This window comes from Mycobacterium sp. NGS58 (assembly GCF_059812385.1).
The window spans coordinates 205222-222944 of record NZ_JCALCO010000003.1; the positions used below are offsets into that span (position 1 = coordinate 205222).

17 protein-coding genes and 1 pseudogene are annotated in these 17723 nt (G+C 67.0%); 8 read left to right on the plus strand and 10 right to left on the minus strand.

Annotation, left to right across the window (positions count from 1 at the left end; all coding sequences use genetic code 11):
* Nucleotides 1–29 precede the first annotated feature (29 nt).
* Both AC5Y4H_RS04565 and pdxH read right to left on the minus strand, forming a co-directional pair.
* Entirely contained in the window at nucleotides 30–1328 is a 1299-nt protein-coding gene (locus AC5Y4H_RS04565) for a citrate synthase (protein WP_499978915.1), read from the minus strand.
* A 143-nt stretch (nucleotides 1329–1471) separates the two neighbouring features.
* On the minus strand, nucleotides 1472–2134 hold the full coding sequence (gene pdxH, locus AC5Y4H_RS04570; protein ID WP_499978917.1) for a pyridoxamine 5'-phosphate oxidase: 663 nt from the start codon (nucleotides 2132–2134) through the stop codon (nucleotides 1472–1474).
* A gap of 72 nt (nucleotides 2135–2206) precedes the next feature.
* Between pdxH and AC5Y4H_RS04575 the strand changes: the two genes are divergently transcribed.
* Nucleotides 2207–3328 (plus strand): citrate synthase 2, encoded by a 1122-nt coding sequence (locus tag AC5Y4H_RS04575; RefSeq protein ID WP_499978918.1) that lies wholly within the window; start codon nucleotides 2207–2209, stop codon nucleotides 3326–3328.
* A 129-nt stretch (nucleotides 3329–3457) separates the two neighbouring features.
* A complete protein-coding gene (locus AC5Y4H_RS04580) occupies nucleotides 3458–3916 on the plus strand; it encodes a VOC family protein (RefSeq protein WP_499978920.1) in 459 nt (152 codons plus the stop codon).
* Here AC5Y4H_RS04580 and AC5Y4H_RS04585 read toward each other — a convergent pair.
* Both AC5Y4H_RS04585 and AC5Y4H_RS04590 read right to left on the minus strand, forming a co-directional pair.
* Nucleotides 3913–5601: a 4Fe-4S binding protein gene (locus AC5Y4H_RS04585; protein WP_499978922.1), complete on the minus strand. Its 1689-nt coding sequence runs from the start codon at nucleotides 5599–5601 to the stop codon at nucleotides 3913–3915. The two genes, AC5Y4H_RS04580 and AC5Y4H_RS04585, sit on opposite strands and share 4 nt — an antisense overlap.
* 17 nt (nucleotides 5602–5618) lie before the next feature.
* Complete coding sequence (locus AC5Y4H_RS04590; RefSeq protein WP_499978923.1) at nucleotides 5619–6644, minus strand: AurF N-oxygenase family protein; 1026 nt, start codon at nucleotides 6642–6644, stop codon at nucleotides 5619–5621.
* Between the two features lie 247 nt (nucleotides 6645–6891).
* Between AC5Y4H_RS04590 and serC the strand changes: the two genes are divergently transcribed.
* On the plus strand, nucleotides 6892–8010 hold the full coding sequence (gene serC, locus AC5Y4H_RS04595; RefSeq protein ID WP_499978924.1) for a phosphoserine transaminase: 1119 nt from the start codon (nucleotides 6892–6894) through the stop codon (nucleotides 8008–8010).
* A gap of 122 nt (nucleotides 8011–8132) precedes the next feature.
* Nucleotides 8133–8906, plus strand: a complete 774-nt coding sequence (sepH, locus tag AC5Y4H_RS04600; protein ID WP_499978926.1) for a septation protein SepH — start codon at nucleotides 8133–8135, stop codon at nucleotides 8904–8906.
* Nucleotides 8907–8916: 10 nt separating this feature from the next.
* Here the strand turns inward: sepH and AC5Y4H_RS04605 are convergent, their stop codons facing one another.
* From AC5Y4H_RS04605 to AC5Y4H_RS04615, 3 genes are read right to left on the minus strand one after another with little or no spacing between them, the layout of a single operon-like run.
* On the minus strand, nucleotides 8917–9195 hold the full coding sequence (locus AC5Y4H_RS04605; RefSeq protein WP_499978927.1) for a DUF2537 domain-containing protein: 279 nt from the start codon (nucleotides 9193–9195) through the stop codon (nucleotides 8917–8919).
* Between the two features lie 10 nt (nucleotides 9196–9205).
* The gene (locus tag AC5Y4H_RS04610) at nucleotides 9206–10039 is read right to left on the minus strand and encodes a TrmH family RNA methyltransferase (RefSeq protein WP_499978929.1); all 834 of its coding nucleotides are present in this window, start codon (nucleotides 10037–10039) and stop codon (nucleotides 9206–9208) included.
* 22 nt (nucleotides 10040–10061) lie between these two features.
* Complete coding sequence (locus AC5Y4H_RS04615; RefSeq protein WP_499978931.1) at nucleotides 10062–10493, minus strand: Rv0880 family HTH-type transcriptional regulator; 432 nt, start codon at nucleotides 10491–10493, stop codon at nucleotides 10062–10064.
* Between the two features lie 201 nt (nucleotides 10494–10694).
* Between AC5Y4H_RS04615 and AC5Y4H_RS04620 the strand changes: the two genes are divergently transcribed.
* Nucleotides 10695–10970 (plus strand): DUF2530 domain-containing protein, encoded by a 276-nt coding sequence (locus tag AC5Y4H_RS04620; RefSeq protein WP_499978932.1) that lies wholly within the window; start codon nucleotides 10695–10697, stop codon nucleotides 10968–10970.
* Between the two features lie 20 nt (nucleotides 10971–10990).
* Nucleotides 10991–11446: an SRPBCC family protein gene (locus AC5Y4H_RS04625; protein ID WP_499978933.1), complete on the plus strand. Its 456-nt coding sequence runs from the start codon at nucleotides 10991–10993 to the stop codon at nucleotides 11444–11446.
* A gap of 164 nt (nucleotides 11447–11610) precedes the next feature.
* On the opposite strand, the pseudogene AC5Y4H_RS04630 reads toward AC5Y4H_RS04625, so the two are convergent.
* A pseudogene (locus tag AC5Y4H_RS04630) lies at nucleotides 11611–12423 on the minus strand (DUF3027 domain-containing protein); the annotation flags it as partial.
* 112 nt (nucleotides 12424–12535) lie between these two features.
* Between AC5Y4H_RS04630 and AC5Y4H_RS04635 the strand changes: the two are divergent.
* Together AC5Y4H_RS04635 and AC5Y4H_RS04640 are read left to right on the plus strand one after the other, a co-directional pair.
* Complete coding sequence (locus AC5Y4H_RS04635) at nucleotides 12536–14185, plus strand: MFS transporter (protein ID WP_499978935.1); 1650 nt, start codon at nucleotides 12536–12538, stop codon at nucleotides 14183–14185.
* Nucleotides 14182–14682, plus strand: coding sequence for a DUF2771 domain-containing protein (locus tag AC5Y4H_RS04640; RefSeq protein WP_499978937.1), 501 nt, complete (start codon nucleotides 14182–14184; stop codon nucleotides 14680–14682). Before AC5Y4H_RS04635 ends, AC5Y4H_RS04640 begins: the two co-directional genes overlap by 4 nt.
* 23 nt (nucleotides 14683–14705) lie before the next feature.
* Here AC5Y4H_RS04640 and AC5Y4H_RS04645 read toward each other — a convergent pair whose 3' ends face one another.
* Together AC5Y4H_RS04645 and AC5Y4H_RS04650 are read right to left on the minus strand one after the other, a co-directional pair.
* A complete protein-coding gene (locus AC5Y4H_RS04645; protein ID WP_499978938.1) occupies nucleotides 14706–15710 on the minus strand; it encodes a glutathione S-transferase family protein in 1005 nt (334 codons plus the stop codon).
* 84 nt (nucleotides 15711–15794) lie between these two features.
* Entirely contained in the window at nucleotides 15795–17723 is a 1929-nt protein-coding gene (locus AC5Y4H_RS04650; protein ID WP_499978940.1) for an acyl-CoA dehydrogenase family protein, read from the minus strand.

Genomic DNA, 17723 nt, shown 5'->3' on the forward strand with positions numbered 1-17723 from the left:
ATTGCCGCGCTTGCGGATCCGCCTACTTGCTACTTGCGCGCGTCGATGGTGACGTAGTCGCGTTCGGTGTAACCGGTGTAGATCTGGCGCGGGCGGCCGATTTTGCTGTCGCCCTCGTCGTGCATCTCGCGCCAGTGCGCAATCCAACCGGGCAGCCGCCCCAGCGCGAACAGGACGGTGAACATCCGCGTCGGGAAGCCCAGTGCGCGGTAGATCAGGCCGGTGTAGAAGTCGACGTTGGGGTAGAGCTTGCGCTCGACGAAGTAGTCGTCGGTGAGCGCCGCCTCTTCGAGTTCTTTGGCGATGCTCAGCAGGTCGTCGTCGCCGCCCAGCTTGGCCAGGATCTTGTCGGCCTGCTCCTTGACGATGCGCGCGCGGGGGTCGTAGTTCTTGTACACCCGGTGACCGAAGCCCATCAGCTTCACGCCCTCTTCGCGGTTCTTGACCTTACGCACGAATTCGCTGACGTCGTCGTCGCTTCGGCGGATCTTCTCGAGCATTTCGAGCACCGCCTGGTTGGCGCCGCCGTGCAGCGGACCCCACAGCGCGTTGATGCCACCGGAGATGGAGGTGAACAGGTTGGCCTGCGACGACCCCACCAGCCGGACCGTCGACGTCGAACAGTTCTGCTCGTGGTCGGCGTGCAGGATGAGCAGCATGTCCAGCGCCCGAACGATTTCGGGATCCGCGTGGTAGGGCTCCGCGGGCAGCCCGAACGTCATGCGCAGGAAATTCTCCACCAGCGACAGCGAGTTGTCCGGGTAAAGGAAGGGCTGGCCGACCGACTTCTTGTAGGCGTAGGCCGCGATGGTCGGCAGCTTGGCCAGCAACCGGATCGTCGACAGCTCGACGTCCTCGCTGTCCATCGGGTCAAGCGAATCGGGGTAGTAGGCCGAGAGTGCGTTGACGGCACTGGACAGCACCGGCATCGGGTGGGCGTTGCGCGGGAAGCCGTCGAAGAATCGCTTGAGATCCTCGTGCAGCATGGTGTGCAGCTGGATCTGCTTGGTGAAATCGGCCAGCTGCTCCTTATTGGGCAGTTCGCCATAGATCAAGAGGTAGCTCACCTCGATGAAGGTCGACTTCTCGGCGAGCTGCTCGATCGGGATGCCGCGGTAGCGCAGAATGCCCGCGTCGCCGTCGATGTAGGTGATGGAGCTCTTGCACGCGGCGGTGTTGACGAACCCGTTGTCGAAGGTGGTGTAGCCGGTCTTGGACAACAACGAGCCCAGCGCAATGCCGTCAGCGCCCTCGGTGGCGCTGACGATCTGCAGGTCGGTCTCGCCGCCCGGGTACTTCAATGTGGCGGTGTCGTCGGTGTCTGCCACGAGAACCCCTTTGCGCTCTGGCTGATATGGCTGCTGACTTGGTGCTTACTGCAAAAGGTAGTCGTTATGAGGAGAAGGCGCCCGTCCGGGGTCGGGTCTGCTGGTCACGCCAGCAATCGATCACGTACGCCGGCGCGACAGGGTCAAGGCTGGAGGCGCTCCACTCGATCGCCGGTGATGCGGATGCGGTTGTGCAATCGGTTTTCCCGGCCCTGCCAGAACTCAATCAGGTCCGGAGCAATGAGATAGCCACCCCAACCCGGCGGGACCGGGACCTGGTCGCGGTCGGCGAACCGCGCGGTCACCTCGCTCAGCTGGTCGAGCAGGGCCGCTCGTGACGCGATCGGTTGCGATTGGCGCGACGCCCAAGCACCAAGCTGCGACCCGCGCGGCCGCTTGGACCAGTAGTCCTCGGTGACCTGCGCGCTGACCTTGCTCACCGGCCCGCGGATGTGGACCTGCCGGCCCAGCTGGTACCAGGGAAATGTCGCCGAGGCGTACGCCGTCGCCGCGAGATCGTCGGCCTTGGCCGAGTCATAGTTGGTGAAAAAAGTGATTCCCGTCTCGTCCACGCTCTTGCACAACACCGACCGGCTCGCCGGTTTGCCGTCGGCGGTGACGGTGGCCAGCACGAACGCGTTGGGTTCGGCGACACCCGATCGCTCGGCGTCGTCGATCCATTTGCGCAACAACGAAACCCAGCCGTCACTCAGCCAATCCGCGTCGAGATCTGGACTGCCGTCTTTTTCCACTGACCCGTACTCCACACGCATTCGTTGCAGGTGCTCGTCGTCTGGTCCTGCCATCGCGTCAACGCTACCGGCGCTTGCTACCGGCCGGTAGCGTCGGCCCGATCAGGGGGTGCGAGAATTTTCGGTATGACTGTGGTCCCCGAAGACTTCGTCCCCGGCCTGGAGGGCGTCGTAGCCTTCACCACCGAAATCGCCGAACCGGACAAGGACGGCGGCGCGCTGCGCTATCGCGGTGTCGACATCGAGGACCTGGTGACCCAGCAAGTCACGTTCGGCGACGTGTGGGCACTGCTGGTCGACGGCAAGTTCGGCCGCGGGCTGCCGCCCGCCGAGCCGTTCCCGCTGCCCATCCACACCGGCGACGTCCGCGTCGACGTGCAGGCCGGCCTGGCGATGCTCGCCCCGATCTGGGGATACAAGCCGCTGCTGGACACCGAGGAGACCGTCGCACGCGACCAGCTGGCCCGGGCGTCGGTGATGGCGCTGTCGTACGTCGCGCAGTCCGCGCGCGGCATCTACCAGCCCGCCGTCCCGCAGCGGGTCATCGACGAATGCGATACCGTCACCGCCCGTTTCATGACGCGGTGGCAGGGCGAGCCGGACCCACGGCACGTCGAGGCGATTGACGCCTACTGGGTCTCGGCCGCCGAGCACGGCATGAACGCCTCGACGTTCACCGCACGGGTGATCGCCTCGACCGGCGCCGACGTGGCGGCGGCGCTGTCCGGCGCGATCGGCGCGATGAGCGGCCCGCTGCACGGCGGGGCGCCGGCGCGGGTGCTGCCGATGATCGAGGAGGTCGAGCGCACCGGCGACGCGCGTGGCCTGGTGAAGAAGATCCTGGACAGCGGCGACAAGCTGATGGGCTTCGGGCATCGGGTCTACCGCGCTGAGGACCCGCGGGCCCGGGTGCTGCGCGCTACCGCCGAACGGTTGGGTGCGCCACGCCACGAGGTAGCCGTCGCGCTCGAGCAGGCGGCGTTGGCGGAGCTGCGCGAGCGTCGTCCGGACCGGGCGATCGAGACCAACGTCGAGTTCTGGGCCGCGGTGATGCTGGACTTCGCCCGGGTGCCGGCAAACATGATGCCCGCAATGTTCACCTGCGGCCGTACCGCGGGGTGGTGCGCCCACATCCTCGAGCAGAAACGGCTGGGCAAGCTGGTCCGGCCGTCGGCCATCTACGTGGGCCCGGGCCCGCGCAGCCCGGAAACCGTCGAGGGCTGGGACCGCAGCCTCACCAACGCCTGAGCCGCTCGGTTGTCGGTACCCGGCGATCTAATGGTTGCCGTCGCGATGATTTTTCGTCGCTGACGCAGTCATAAATCGTGAACCTGCCCGCCCCCCGGACAGGAGAGGGAACCGATAAGGAGTAGCAGCATGGCGATCAACATCGAACCGGCACTGTCCCCACACCTGGTGGTCGACGATGCCGCCGCGGCAATCGACTTCTACGTCAAAGCTTTTGGGGCACAGGAAATAGGGCGCGTGCCGCGCCCCGATGGCAAACTGGTGCACGCCGCGGTGCGCATCAATGGCTTCACGGTGATGCTCAACGACGACTTCCCCGAAGTGTGTGGGGGCAAATCGATGACACCGACGTCGCTGGGCGGCACCCCTGTCACGATCCACCTGACGGTCACCGACGCCGACGCCAGCTTCCAGCGCGCGCTGGACGCGGGTGCCACGGTGGTGACCCCGCTCGCCGACCAGTTCTGGGGCGACCGCTACGGCATGGTCGCCGACCCGTTCGGCCATCACTGGTCACTGGGACAACCGGTCCGCGAGGTCAGCATGGACGAGATCTCGGCGGCGATGGCCGGGCAGGGCGCCGGCTAGCTGAGCAGCCGATCCAGCAGTCGGCGTCGCGGTGGCGGCGCCGGCTGTGCGGCGGCGGCCGCGGCGAGCATGGCCGACACGTCGGTGAACTTTTTGCGGGGCCGGCCCTCATCGCTGCCGCGCGCGATCTCGGCGGCGTCGATGGCGCGCCATCCCGCCGCGTCGATCGCGTCGGGCTGACGGTCGTGCACCAGGCGCGCCAGGGCGTCGGGCTTGCCGGCCGGATCGGTCAGCTTGCCGGCGTTGAAATCGGCGACCAGGGACTGCACGGTCTCAAACGAGCAGGACTTGTTCGTGCCAATGAACCCACTGGGTCCCCGTTTGATCCAGCCCGCGACGTATGCGCCGGGTACCGGTTCCCCGGAAGCGGGCTCGACGACGCGACCCCCGTCGTTCGGCACGACGGCCGATGATTCGTCATAAGGAAGATCGCGAATCGGCTTGCCGCGGTAGCCAATCGATGTCAGCACCAGACCCGTTGCCAGAGTGCGCGTCTCGTCGGTGCCGGTGACCGAGAACTCCATGCCGGTGGCTCGCCGCTCCCCCAACACGCGGCTCGGAGTGAGCCGATAAGCCAGCCTGATCCTCGGGCGCGATGGCGGGGCCGAATCGTCGCCGAGCGTGCTCAGAATTTCCAGCTTGCGCTTGGTTAAAGTGTTCGACGCGGTCGCGAGATCGGCCACCACCAGCCGATGATCGGCCGCGCTGAGCACCACCTCGGAGCTGCCGGTAAGTCCGATCAACTCGGGCAACGTGAACGCCGAGTCCGCGGGGCCGCGCCGGGCGGCGATCACCACCTCGCGCACCGCCGAGCCCCGGAAGGCCGCCAGCGCGTGGTCGGCGATGTCGGTGCGGGCCAGGTCGTCGGGATCCGCGGTCAACACCCGGGCAACATCGAGCGCGACGTTGCCGTTGCCGACGATCACCACCCGCTCGTGGCTGAGATCGACTGGCAGGTCTGCGAACTCGGGATGCCCGTTGATCCACGCCACCAGTTCGGTTGCGGTGCCGGTCCCCGGCAGGCCCATGCCCTCGATGTCCAGCCGGCGGTCATCGGGCGCACCGACGGCGTACAGCACGGCGTGGTGGTGAGCCAGCAGGTCCGCATGGCTCAGCTGCTTGCCGACCTCGACGTTGAGATAGAACCGAAACCGGCGGTCACCGGCGACCTTGTCGAAAAGGCGGGTGACCCTCTTGGTGTTCTGGTGATCGGGCGCCACCCCGGCCCGCACTAAACCGTAAGGCGTGGGTAGCTTTTCGAAGACGTTGACGCGGACGCGCTGCTGGGTCAGCAGTTCGTCGGCGGCATACATCGCCGCGGGCCCCGATCCGACGATGGCCACGGTCAGCGGTCTTCGGCGGGCGTGTACCTCGGCGGCCGGGATGACGGGAGCCAGCTTCGATGTCGGCGGCAGCTTCTCGTCCTTCGGCCGGTCCGGATAGAAGGAGGCGTTGATTTCGATGAAAGGCAGCTGCTTGGAGTCCAGCCGGGTGTCGGGTGCGATCGCGCCGACGGGACACGCGCTCACACACGCACCGCAGTCCACGCACGCCTCCGGATCGATGTAGAGCATCTCCGAGGTGGCGAAGCCCGGCTCGTCCGGTGACGGGTGAATGCAATTCACCGGGCACGCGAAAACACAGGACCCGTCGTTACAGCACGACTGGGTAATAACGTGCGGCATAAAGAATCTCGCAGTTATTAGGCGGCCGGGACCGCGGCAAGGTGCTGGCGCTGCGGCTCGCTGCGGTAACGCGACGGCTTGCCGTTGATCTTGCACAACCGCCACATCAACCGCGCCGAGCGCGTCTCCATCAAGCCGGTGTCATAAGCCAGCATCCGCACGTCGCCGAACATGTCGCTGAGCCACTTTCGCGATTCCGGCGAGCGGAAGAACAGTTCTTTCTTCACGTCACGTGGGATATCGAACTCGCGCCAGAACGCCTTGGGCGGCACCACGATTGCGCGGCAGAGCGCCTTCATGGTCAGCGGCAGGTACAGCGCGGTCCAGAATCGCTGCCTCTTGGTCAATTCCGGCACCCGCTTGCGCAGGAATTCGTGGGCGAACGAGATGTGGCGCGCCTCCTCGGCCACGTGAATGGCCATCACGCGCTCCATGATCGGGTGCAGCGACTTGCCCTCGCGCAGAACGTTTTTCTGCGTGTGGTCAATGGGCTCCTCGCCGGCGAGCACGCCGATGAAGAATGCCACCGGCAGCGGGCCGGCCACCAGCGGGACCAACGGCGAGAGCCACTTGAGCATCCGCGGCATGCCCGGGACGTCGGCGCCGATGCGGTTGACCATCTCCTGGAACATCATGGTGTGGTTGCACTCTTCAACCGACTCGTGCAGGCAGTACCGGTACTCCGGCGACCCGTTGGGCACCCAGAATGTGTAGTTCATCAGGCCGCGGATCAGGATGGACTCGAAGTGCAGTCCCACCTTGGCCACGTTGGCCTGGCGCCACATCCCGATCTTGATCTTGCGCTCGTCCGACTGCGCCAGATACCAGGGATGGCGACCCAGCGGATCGGTGTCCGGCAGGATCCACCGCGGATCGTTTTCCGTGACGGCGAATTCTGGGGATTCCCAATCGATATCGGTGTACGGATTGAAGTTACGCCGCACCGACCCCTCGGACAGTGTGGCAAGCATGTTGACGTATTCGGCGTCGTCGCGCACTTCCATGTTGCTGCGCCAGCGCCGGACCAATCGCGTCCTAGCCATATCCATAGCCTCCCCAACGAGGTTTACATTTGGACGTGCTTTGTCCAGACAGTACCGCAGGTACCGGATATTCTCTAGACCCCTCGTAGGCAGTGTGACCTGACCGGTGGTCATAAATTTTTTATGCCCCAGATCACACTTGGCCAAACGCGCGGCAGCACCCGAACAGGCCTTTCGACCCCACCGCGGGGGTCCGCGGACGGGCCGCCGCACCGACCCGTCTGGTCGGCTCACTACCCTGATGAGCATGGCTGACCAGCTCGAGATCCCCGCTGACATCAAACCCCGCGACGGCCGCTTCGGCTGCGGACCGTCGAAGGTCCGGCCCGAACAGCTGCAGGCGCTGAGTACGACCGCCGCCCCGCTGTTCGGCACCTCGCACCGGCAGGCGCCGGTCAAGAATCTGGTGGGGCGGCTGCGGTCCGGGCTCCGCGATCTGTTCTCCGTGCCGGACGGCTACGAGGTCATTCTCGGCAACGGCGGGGCGACCGCGTTTTGGGATGCCGCGGCCTTCGGCCTGATCGACAAGCGTTCGTTGCACCTGTCGTTCGGCGAGTTCAGCTCCAAGTTCGCCTCCGCGGTCGCCAAAAACCCCTTCGTCGGCGATCCCGTCGTCATCAAGGCGGACGCCGGCAGCGCCCCGGAGCCCCAGGGCGACCCCTCGGTGGACGTCATCGCCTGGGCGCACAACGAGACATCCACCGGCGTGGCGGTGCCGATCGGCCGGCCGGCAGATTCCGGCGACGCGCTGATCGTCATCGATGCGACCTCGGGCGCCGGCGGGCTGCCCGTCGACATCGCCGAGACCGACGCCTACTACTTCTCCCCGCAGAAGAATTTCGCCAGCGACGGCGGCCTGTGGCTGGCCGTCATGAGCCCGGCGGCGCTGGCCCGCGTCGAGTCCGTCGCCGACTCCGGCCGCTGGGTTCCCGACTTCCTGTCGCTGCCCATCGCGGTGGAGAACAGCCTGAAGGACCAGACCTACAACACCCCGGCAGTCGGCACCCTGGCGCTGATGGCCGAGCAGGTCGACTGGATGCTGGGCAACGGCGGACTGGACTGGGCCGTCAAGCGCACCGCGGACTCCTCGGGCCGGCTGTACTCCTGGGCGGAGGAGCGGTCCTACACGACGCCATTCGTCACCGACCCGAAGCTGCGCTCGCAGGTGGTAGGCACCATCGACTTCGCCGACGAGGTCGACGCCGCGGCCGTGGCGAAGATTCTGCGGGCGAACGGCGTCGTCGACACCGAGCCGTACCGCAAACTCGGCCGCAACCAGCTGCGGGTGGGGATGTTCCCCGCGGTGGACCCCGACGACGTCAGCGCACTCACTCAATGCATCGATTGGGTCGTCGAGCGCTTGTAACCGACTGGCAATCAGGGCGCAACCGCACAGCGTGTCAGCACAGGTGATGGACGGTTGCTGGACTACAGTGCGCACGTGACGGGTCCGTCGCTGACCTGCACGGAGCCTGCGAGGAGATAACCATGCGGGAACTCAAAGTGGTTGGGCTGGATGCCGACAGCAAATACGTCGTCTGCGAGGGTGACGATCCCGCGGAGCAGTTCAAGTTGGCGGCCGACGACCGCCTGCGAGCGCTGCTGCGTGACGCAGCCCTGTCCCCTGAGCAACCGCAGCTCGAGATTGAAGTCACCAATATGCTGAGCCCCAAGGAAATTCAAGCAAAGATCCGGGCCGGCGCGTCCGTCGAGCAGGTCGCCGCGGCGTCCGGCTCGGAGGTGTCGCGGATCCGCCGCTTCGCCCACCCGGTGCTGTTGGAACGGTTCCGCGCCGCGGAGCTGGCAACCGCCGCGCACCCGATGCTGGCCGACGGTCCGGCCGTGCTGACCCTGCTGGAGACGGTCAGCGCCGCGCTGGTGACCCGAGGTCTCAGCCACGACAAGCTGAGCTGGGACGCCTGGCGCAACGAAGACAACCGCTGGACGGTGCAGCTCGCGTGGAAGGTCGGCCGGTCCGACAACCTCGCGCATTTCTCCTTCTCCCCCGGTGCCCACGGCGGAACGGTCACCGCCATCGACGACGCGGCCACCGCGCTGATCGACCCCAGCTTCGAACTTCCGCTGCGCCCGCTGGCCCGGGTTGCCCACGTCGACTTCGAAGAGCCCGCCAAGCCGCCCGTCGCGGAACCACCGGTGGCCGCAGAGCCCGAGGAAAAGCCCGTGCACAGCCGCCGGGGCAAGCCGGTCATTCCGGCGTGGGAAGACGTATTGCTCGGCGTGCGCTCCGGCGGACAGCGCTAAGCGCGACCCACTAGGCCCTGCCCGCCGCCGTCAAGGCGAGCAGCACCACCCAGGCCCCCACGACGCCCACCCCCGCACCCAGCACGAACCAGCGCAGCACCGGGGTGCGTCGCCATCCCCACAAGGTCGGTGCCAGCCCTCCGGCGGCCACGACGTTGAGCCCGACAGCCAGCAGCGCGTGCACTCGGAGCAGCCCCAGACTGAGCACCACAATCGCGGCGGCGGTGACCGTGGCAACGAATGCGGTCACCGTCAAACCCGTTGCCCAGGGCACGGACTCGTCTCGCATCAGCCGGAGCCTAGTCTGACTGTCCATCGCCGCCTCTCCCCATCGAGCGGGCCCGCTCGTAGAACGCCAATGCCGCCGCCGTCGCGACGTTGAGCGAGTCGGTGCCTCGCGACATCGGGATGCGCACCCGCACGTCACTAAACCGCAGGGTAGCCGGCGTCAGTCCCGGCCCCTCGGCGCCCACCAACACCGCGACGCGTTCGTCGCGCGCGGCCGCCATCGCCTCGGGCAAGGCGCACGCAGTGCCTTGCGGAGTCATCGCCATGAGCCGAAAACCGTTGTCGCGCAATCTTTTGAGGTCGGCGGGCCAGCAGGCCGCGCGCGCGAACGGCACCAGCAGCGCGTGGCCCATCGACACCCGGACCGCGCGGCGGTACAGCGGGTCGGCACAGCCGCTGCCGAATACCACCGCGTCGACACCGAGGCCCGCCGCGTTGCGGAAAATCGAGCCGAGATTCTCGTGATCGTTGACCCCTTCGAGCACCGCGACGGTGCGGGCCCCCGCGATCACCTCGGCGACACTGGGTTCGGCAACTCGCCGGGCCGCGGCCAGCACGCCGCGGTTGAGGTGGAAGCCGACCACATGGGCCATGACGTCGGCGGAGGTCCGGTAGCACGGCACGGCGCTGCCGGCCAGGTCGTCCTCGAGTTCGGCGAGCCGGCGGTCGGTGCCCAGTAGGGCGTGCGGTCTGAAGCGTGACGCGAGCATGCGCTGCACCACCAGCACGCCCTCGGCGATCACCAGCCCTTTGCCGGACGGCAGATCTGGACGACGGTCAACGCTGTTCAGGTCGCGGAAATCGTCGAGCCTCGGATCGTCGGGGTCGTCAACGTCGGTGATCATTCTCCGGCTTCGGTGGTGTGGCTCACGGGCCTTCGTCGACCAGGGCCAGCATCAGATCGGCCGCGTTGCGCAGGGTGTCGCGCTGCCCGCTGTCCAGCGTCGCCAGCCGCTTGGCCAGCCACTCCTGACGCGCGCGGCGGTTTGCCTTGACCAGCTCGGCCCCGGACTCGGAGACCGAGACGAGCACCTGCCGGCCGTCGACCGGATGTGGGGCGCGGTCCACCAGACCCATCTCGGCCAGCGACGCGATCACCCGTGTCATCGACGGCGGCCGGACCCGCTCGCGAATCGCCAGGGCTCCGGGTGTCATCGGGCCTTCGTTGGTCAGCATCGCCAGCGCCGACAGCTGGGACAACGAAACCGGCGACGACGGATTGCGAAACCGCAGTTGGCGGGCCAGCCGCATCACTGCCAGTGACAGGTCGCTGGCCAGCCGCGCATCGCTGTCAGGCATGGCGCGAGGTTACACGGCAGGCTCACAAACCCGGACACGAACCCGCCAACGACGGGTATGGATCCGCCTTGCTAACCGGTGGAAATTTTCATCGAAACGCTTATCCGCGCGCGTATCCCGCTTTGCTCCGTGGTTTTCGGTCATCGTCTTCGGCGAGTGGGTGCGCCGCGGGGACGCCTGCGGCGGGTTATGTTAATCGCGATGTCTGCCGAACCCGGTCGCAACCGCACGGCACCGCCGTTGCCGGCTGCGCTGCTGCGCGCGTGGCCGTTCATCACGCTCGGTGCGCTGGGTTGGCTGATCGCGGTGGGCGCCGCTTTCCTGGTGCCCTCGCTGCAGAGCTGGCGCCCGGTGAGCCTGGCCGGGCTGGGCGTGGGGGCGCTGGGCACGACTATCTTTTTGCTGCAGCTCGCCGCGGCCCGCCGCGGCGCGCGCGGCGCTCAGGCCGGGCTGGAGAATTTTCTCGACCACAAGTAATTCGCAGACCTGGAGGAGCGATGGTAGCCCCGCTTTTGCAAGCGCATGTCGAGATCGACGCACCGGTGGCCAAGGTATGGGAATTGGTTTCCGATCTGCGGCGAATGCCGCAGTGGAGTCCACAGTGCCGGTGGATGAAGCCGTTCGGCCCGGTCCGTCGGGGCACCCGGACACTCAACCTCAACCGCCGCAAGCGGTTGTTCTGGCCGACCACCTGCACGGTCGTCGAGATCGATCCCGACCGCAGGCTCGCGTTCCGTGTCGACACGAACAACACCATCTGGACCTATGAGCTCGAGCCCAGCGGCGAGGGCACCCGGCTGATCGAGAGCCGTCACGCCGAAAACGGCGTCACGGCATTTTCGAATCTGTCGGTGAATGCACTCTTCGGCGGGACCACCAAGTTCGAGCGCGAATTGCTCGACGGCATGAACGCCTCGCTGGCGCGCATCAAGGCCGCCGCCGAAACCGGTTAGTCGGGCGTCTCGTCCTGCGGCTGCTGCCCGGCCTCCGGGGCCTCGGACACGGGCTCGACTTCCGGTGTTTCGGCCTGCGTCTCGGCTTCGGTCGTCTCGGGCTGTGGCTGCCCGGCCTCGGGCTCCGGCCGTGCCTCCGCGGCCTCCGATGGCGGCGCGGACGGCTCGACCGGTGTCTGGGTGACATCCAACAGCCCGTCGTCGTACGGCTCGTAGGCCGGCGAGCCCGTGCCCGCCGGGGCGGGAGTGTCCGAGTGGGCACCGCAGCCGTACAGCTTGTCGACGATGTGCCCATCCGCCGACAATTCGTTGCCGCACACCCCGAACAGCGCACCCAGGGAACCCGACAGCGGCAGGAAGAAGCCGCAGTCCCGGCAGACCCGCTTGGTGGATCGCGCCATCGGCGAATCGGGGCCGTAATCACCGGTGCGCCAGCGTTCGGCCGCCTCCGCGCGGCCCTCGGCGCTCATCACCCAACGACGGCCCAGCCCGATTTCCGCGGCGGTCTCGTCGACCTGGGGATCCCCACTGGCGGTGTAGCCGGGGACCAGCCGAGGATCGTCCGCGGCGGGCGCCAACAGGTCACCGGGGCTGAGGTCTCCAGGCCGGACCCGTTCCTCCCACGGCACCCATTCGGGCGCCAGCAATGCCGTCGGCCCCGGCACCAGCACCACCTCGCTGATGGTGGCGTGCTCGGCGCCCGGATAGGCGGCCACCACGACCGCCCATTGCCACCCCTGGTAACCGGGCAAATGCGCCAGGAACCGGTGGGTGGCGGTGTTCGGGTCTTCGTAGCCGGCGCCCAGATGGTCGCCGACCATCTCCGGCCCGCTGAACTCCACGACGGCGGCCCTGGCCTGGTCCGCCGCGCCCGTGAGCACCGCCGCCAACCCCTCGGGCCAGTCGCCGACGGTCGCCACGGCGTAGTCCACGGTGGGCTCCTCGATGGGTCGGGTCACGCTGTCTTCTTTCTGCATCGCGTTTCCAATACTAGGTTGACGAGCCACACCCCGTTGCCTGCAGACGCATGCAGTCGGCATAGGGGAGAATCGGGACGTGTCTGGAAGGCGGCAAAACAATCCGGGCCGTATGGCCTCTCAGCCCGGCCGCCGGCCCCGCAACGGCGCTGCCGCCCAGCATCCGGGTGCCGCGAATTACCCCGCCGGCGGCGCCGCCGATCGGCGCAGCCGCCGCCCCTCGCCGATGCCGAGCGCCAACCGCTATCTGCCGCCCCTGGACCATCAGCCGGAGCTGGAACCCAACGGTGGCGCGGCGCCTCGCGGCCCCGCCGCCGGCGAGCGGATCACCGTCACCCGCGCCGCGGCGCTGCGCAGCCGCGAAATGGGTTCGCGGATGTACTGGATGGTGCAGCGCGCCGCGACCGCCGACGGCGCCGACAAGTCAGGTCTGACGGCGCTGACGTGGCCGGTGGTGGCCAACTTTGCTGTGGACGCCGCGATGGCCGTCGCGCTGGCCAACACGTTGTTCTTCGCCGCGGCGACCGGCGAGAGCAAGGGCCGGGTCGCGCTGTACCTGTTGATCACCATCGCGCCGTTCGCGGTGATCGCGCCGCTGATCGGTCCGGCCCTGGACCGGCTGCAGCACGGTCGCCGCGTCGCCCTGGCCGCGTCGTTCGCCCTTCGCACCGCCTTGGCCGTGCTGCTGGTGATGAACTACGACGGCGCTAGCGGCAGTTTCCCGTCGTGGGTGCTCTATCCGTGCGCGCTGGCGATGATGGTGTTCTCGAAGTCGTTCAGCGTGCTGCGCAGCGCGGTGACACCGCGGGTGATGCCACCGACCATCGACCTGGTGCGGGTGAACGCCCGGCTGACCATGTTCGGTCTGCTGGGCGGCACCATCGTCGGCGGAGCTATCGCGGGTGGCGTCGAGTTCGTCTGCACTCACCTGTTCAAGCTGCCCGGCGCGTTGTTCGTGGTGATCGCGGTGACGATCGCCGGCGCCCTGCTGTCCATGCGGATACCGCGCTGGGTAGAGGTGACCACCGGTGAGGTTCCCGCCACGCTGAGCTATCGCCAGGACAGCGAACCGCAGCGGCGCAGCTGGCACAAGGAAGTCAGCGGGGCACTGCGACAGCCGTTGGGCCGCAACATCATCACCTCGCTGTGGGGTAACTGCACCATCAAAGTCATGGTGGGCTTCCTGTTTCTATATCCCGCATTCGTCGCCAAGGCCCATCAGGCCAATGGCTGGGCCCAGGTCGCGATGCTCGGGGTGATCGGCGCCGCGGCCGGGATCGGCAATTTCGTCGGCAATTTCACGAGCGCGCGCCTGAAGCTGGGGCGGCCCGCCGTGCTGGTGGTGCGGTGCACGGTGGCGGTGAGCGCGGTTGCGCTGGCCGCCTCGGTGGCCGGCAACCTGGTGCTGGCCGTGATCGCCACGCTGGTCACGTCCGGGTCCAGCGCCATCGCGAAGGCGTCCCTGGACGCGTCACTGCAAAACGACCTGCCGGAGGAATCCCGCGCATCGGGCTTCGGGCGCTCGGAGTCGACATTGCAACTGGCCTGGGTCCTCGGCGGCGCGCTGGGGGTGTTGGTGTACACCGAACTGTGGGTCGGCTTTACCGCGGTCACTGCGCTGCTCATCCTGGGTCTGGCGCAGACTCTGGTCAGCTTCCGCGGCAACTCACTGATTCCCGGCCTGGGAGGAAATAGGCCGATCATGGTCGAGCAGGAGGGCAAGCGCCGCGGTGTCGGCGCTCCGGCGGTGGTTGCCGAGTGAAACCCCGAAGCAAGCGCGGTGCAGCCGTGCTGCTCGCCTGCCTGGTCGCCGTGCTCTGCGTCGGAGCCGGCGTCGGCGCCTGGTTGCTGGTGGGCCGCTCCGGACCACGGCACCCCGAGATCAGCGCGTACTCACACGGGCACCTCACCCGGGTAGGGCCCTACCTGTACTGCAACGTGCTCAACCTCGAAGACTGTGAGACGCCGCAGAACCAGGGCGAGTTGAAGGTCAGCGAGCGTTACCCGATTCAGCTCTCGGTGCCCGATGCCATTTACCGGGCACCCTGGCGGCTGCTGCAGGTGTACGACGACCCCACCAACACGACCAGCACGATTTTCCGGCCGGGCACCCGCTTCGCCGTGACGATCCCGTCGGTCGACCCGCATCGCGGGCGTTTGGCCGGCATCGTCGTGCAGTTGCTGACCTTGGCGGTGGATCCCGCAGGCGAGCTGCGCGATGTGCCGCACGCGGAATGGTCGGTGCGGCTGACCTTCTGAGGGTCCGCCGTCACGCTCGCGACTCAGGCGCCGTGGCCGGCGGGGACGCGCTCGCCCTCGACCGGCGGCCCGGGCGGTGTTCCCTGTCCGAATGGCTTGCCGCCCAGGCTTTCTCGCCCGTGCGGCGATAACCAGTTAGTCAGGTCCGGGCCCTTGGGCACGATCCTGGTCGGGTTGATGTCGGCGTGCACGATGTAGTAATGCTGCTTGATCTGGACGAAGTCGACGGTGTCACCGAATCCGGGCGTCTGGAACAGGTCGCGCGCGTAGGCCCACAGCACCGGCATTTCGCTCAGTTTGCTGCGATTGCATTTGAAATGCCCGTGATACACCGGGTCGAAGCGGGCCAGGGTGGTGAACAACCGCACGTCGGCCTCGGTGATGGTGTCGCCCACCAGGAAGCGCTGATTGCTCAGCCGTTCGCTCACCCAGTCCAGCGCGGTGAACAACCGATCGTAGGCCGCATCGTAGGCCTCCTGCGAACCGGCGAAACCGCACCGGTAGACGCCATTGTTGATCTCGGTGTAGATCTTCCTGCTCACCTCGTCGATCTCCGCGCGCAGCTGGTCGGGATACAGCTCGGGGGCCCCGGCGCGGTGGTATGCCGACCATTCCGTCGACAGATCCAGGGTCATCTGCGCGAAGTCGTTGGTGACCACCTCACCGGTTTCGACGTCGACGATCGCCGGGACCGTGATGCCTTTGGCGTAGTCCGGAAAACGCTTGAAGTAGGCGTCCTGCAGCCGCGGGATCTTCAGCACCGGGTCGACGCCGCCCGGGTCGAGATCGAACGTCCAACTGCGCTCGTCGTGCGTGGGACCGCAGAAGCCAATGGAGAGAGCACTTTCCAGCCCAAGCAGGCGGCGCACGATGATCGCGCGGTTCGCCCATGGGCACGCCCGGGCCACGACCAGCCGGTATCGACCCGGCTCGACCGGATAGCCGTCGCGCCCATCGGCGGTGATGCGGGTGGTGATGTAGTTGGTGTCGCGGGTGAATTCGCCGGCCGGGGCAACATAGGAAGACATATCTCCCATATTCGCTCAACATCGATTCATTGCCAGCGACGGCCGGGATTTCGGCGAGATCGGCGCTGGTTTCGACCGTGCGCCTCAGGTCGTGAGGAATCTCCGAGCCAAGTTGTTCTCGGTCGATGCCCCCTCGTCCCAGTCGGCGATCCATGGCCCGGTGCCCTCGGACTGATCGATGACCCCGTCTTCGAGCCAGCTGTACCGCCCCTGCAGCAGGTTCCGGGTGAGCTCGACATCGCGGCCGTCGGTGTTGTCCCACAAGGCATGAAACAGCGCCTCCACCCGCAAGGCCGCTTGCTGGCAGAACGTTTCGGCCAGCTCGTACGCCTGCTGACCGACCGCCGGATCGGCGGCGCGTTGCGACTCCGCCCGCACGCACGCCGCGGACATCGCAAACAGCTCGGCACCGATATCGACGACGCGTCCGAGGAAGCCCTGCCGCTGCTCCAGCTTGGCTTGCCAACGTGCCATCCCGTAGAAGGTGTTGCGGGCCAGCTTGCGACTGGAGCGTTCGATGAAGCGGAGGTGCGACGCCAGCGGGCCGAACTCGTGGTAGGCCCGCGGTCGCTGTCCTTCACCGAAAACCAGCTGCGGCAACCACTTTGCGTAGAATCCGCTTGCCCCGACGGCCGCGGCCGCCTTCTCCCGCAAGCCGGTGTCGGGCTTCGCGAGGTCACCGGCCGCGGTGAGGTGGGCATCGACCGCTTCGCGCGCGATGAGCAGCCGCATGATCTCGCTGGATCCTTCGAAGATGCGATTGATCCGCAGGTCCCGCAGCGCCTGCTCGACGGGCACCGCACGTTCGCCGCGCGCGGCCAGCGACTCCGCCGTCTCGTACCCGCGCCCGCCCCGAATCTGCATTACTTCATCGGCGATCAGGCAGGCCATCTCGCTGGACCATAACTTGGCCAATGCCGCTTCGATGCGGATGTCGTTGCGGCCCTCATCGGCCATTTGGGCGGACAGCTCGAGCACCGCGTCAAGGGCGTAGTTCGTCGCGGCGATGAACGAGAGCTTGCGTGCCACCGCCTCGTGTTCTGCCAGTGGTTTGCCCCACTGCACACGCTCACCGGACCATTCGCGCGCGATCTTCAGCGCCCATTTCGACGAGCCCGTCGCGCTGGCGGGAATCGACAACCGTCCGGCGTTGAGGGTGGTCAGCGCGATCTTCAAGCCGTCGCCTTCGGCGCCGATCAGGTTTTCGCTCGGAACCCGAACCTTGTGCATCCTGGTCACACCGTTCTCGATGCCGCGCAGCCCCATGAACTTGTTGCGTCGCTCCACGGTGATGCCGGGCGAATCGGCCTCGACGACGAAGGCGCTGATGCCGCCTCGATGGCCGTCGCCCTTGGGCACCCGGGCCATCACCACCAGCAGCTCTGCGACCACGCCGTTCGTGGTCCACAACTTCACGCCATCGAGTTCGTAGGCCTTCCCGTCCTCGACCGGCGTGGCCGTCGAGGCCAGTCGTGCCGGGTCGGAGCCGACATCGGGTTCGGTGAGAAGGAATGCCGATATGGCCCCAGCGGCGCAGCGCGGCAAGAACTTACGTTTCTGCTCGGGTGTCCCGGCAAGCTTGAGCGGCTCGGGTACGCCGATCGATTGATGAGCCGATAGCAATGCGCCCAGACTGGGATGAACGCTCGTCACCATCATCAGGGCCCGGTTGTAGGCGACTTGCGACATGTTCAGGCCGCCGTAATCGGACGGTATTTTCATTCCGAAACAGCCCAGATCGGCTAAACCCTTCACGTACTCGTCCGGGATTTGCGCATCGCGTTCGATGACGCTGCCATCTACGGTGCCCAGAAATTCTCGTAGCCGGTCGAGGAACTCACGGGTGCGCGCCTCGTCGCTCTCCGACGGTGTGGGAAACGGGTGGATCAACTCCAGCGGAAACCGGCCCAGAAATAATTCTTTGGCGAAAGACGGCTTTTCCCAACCTGTTTCGCGTGACTCCTCGGCGAGAGCTCTCGCTTCCTCTTCGGTGACCTGCGTTTGCTGCGCCAT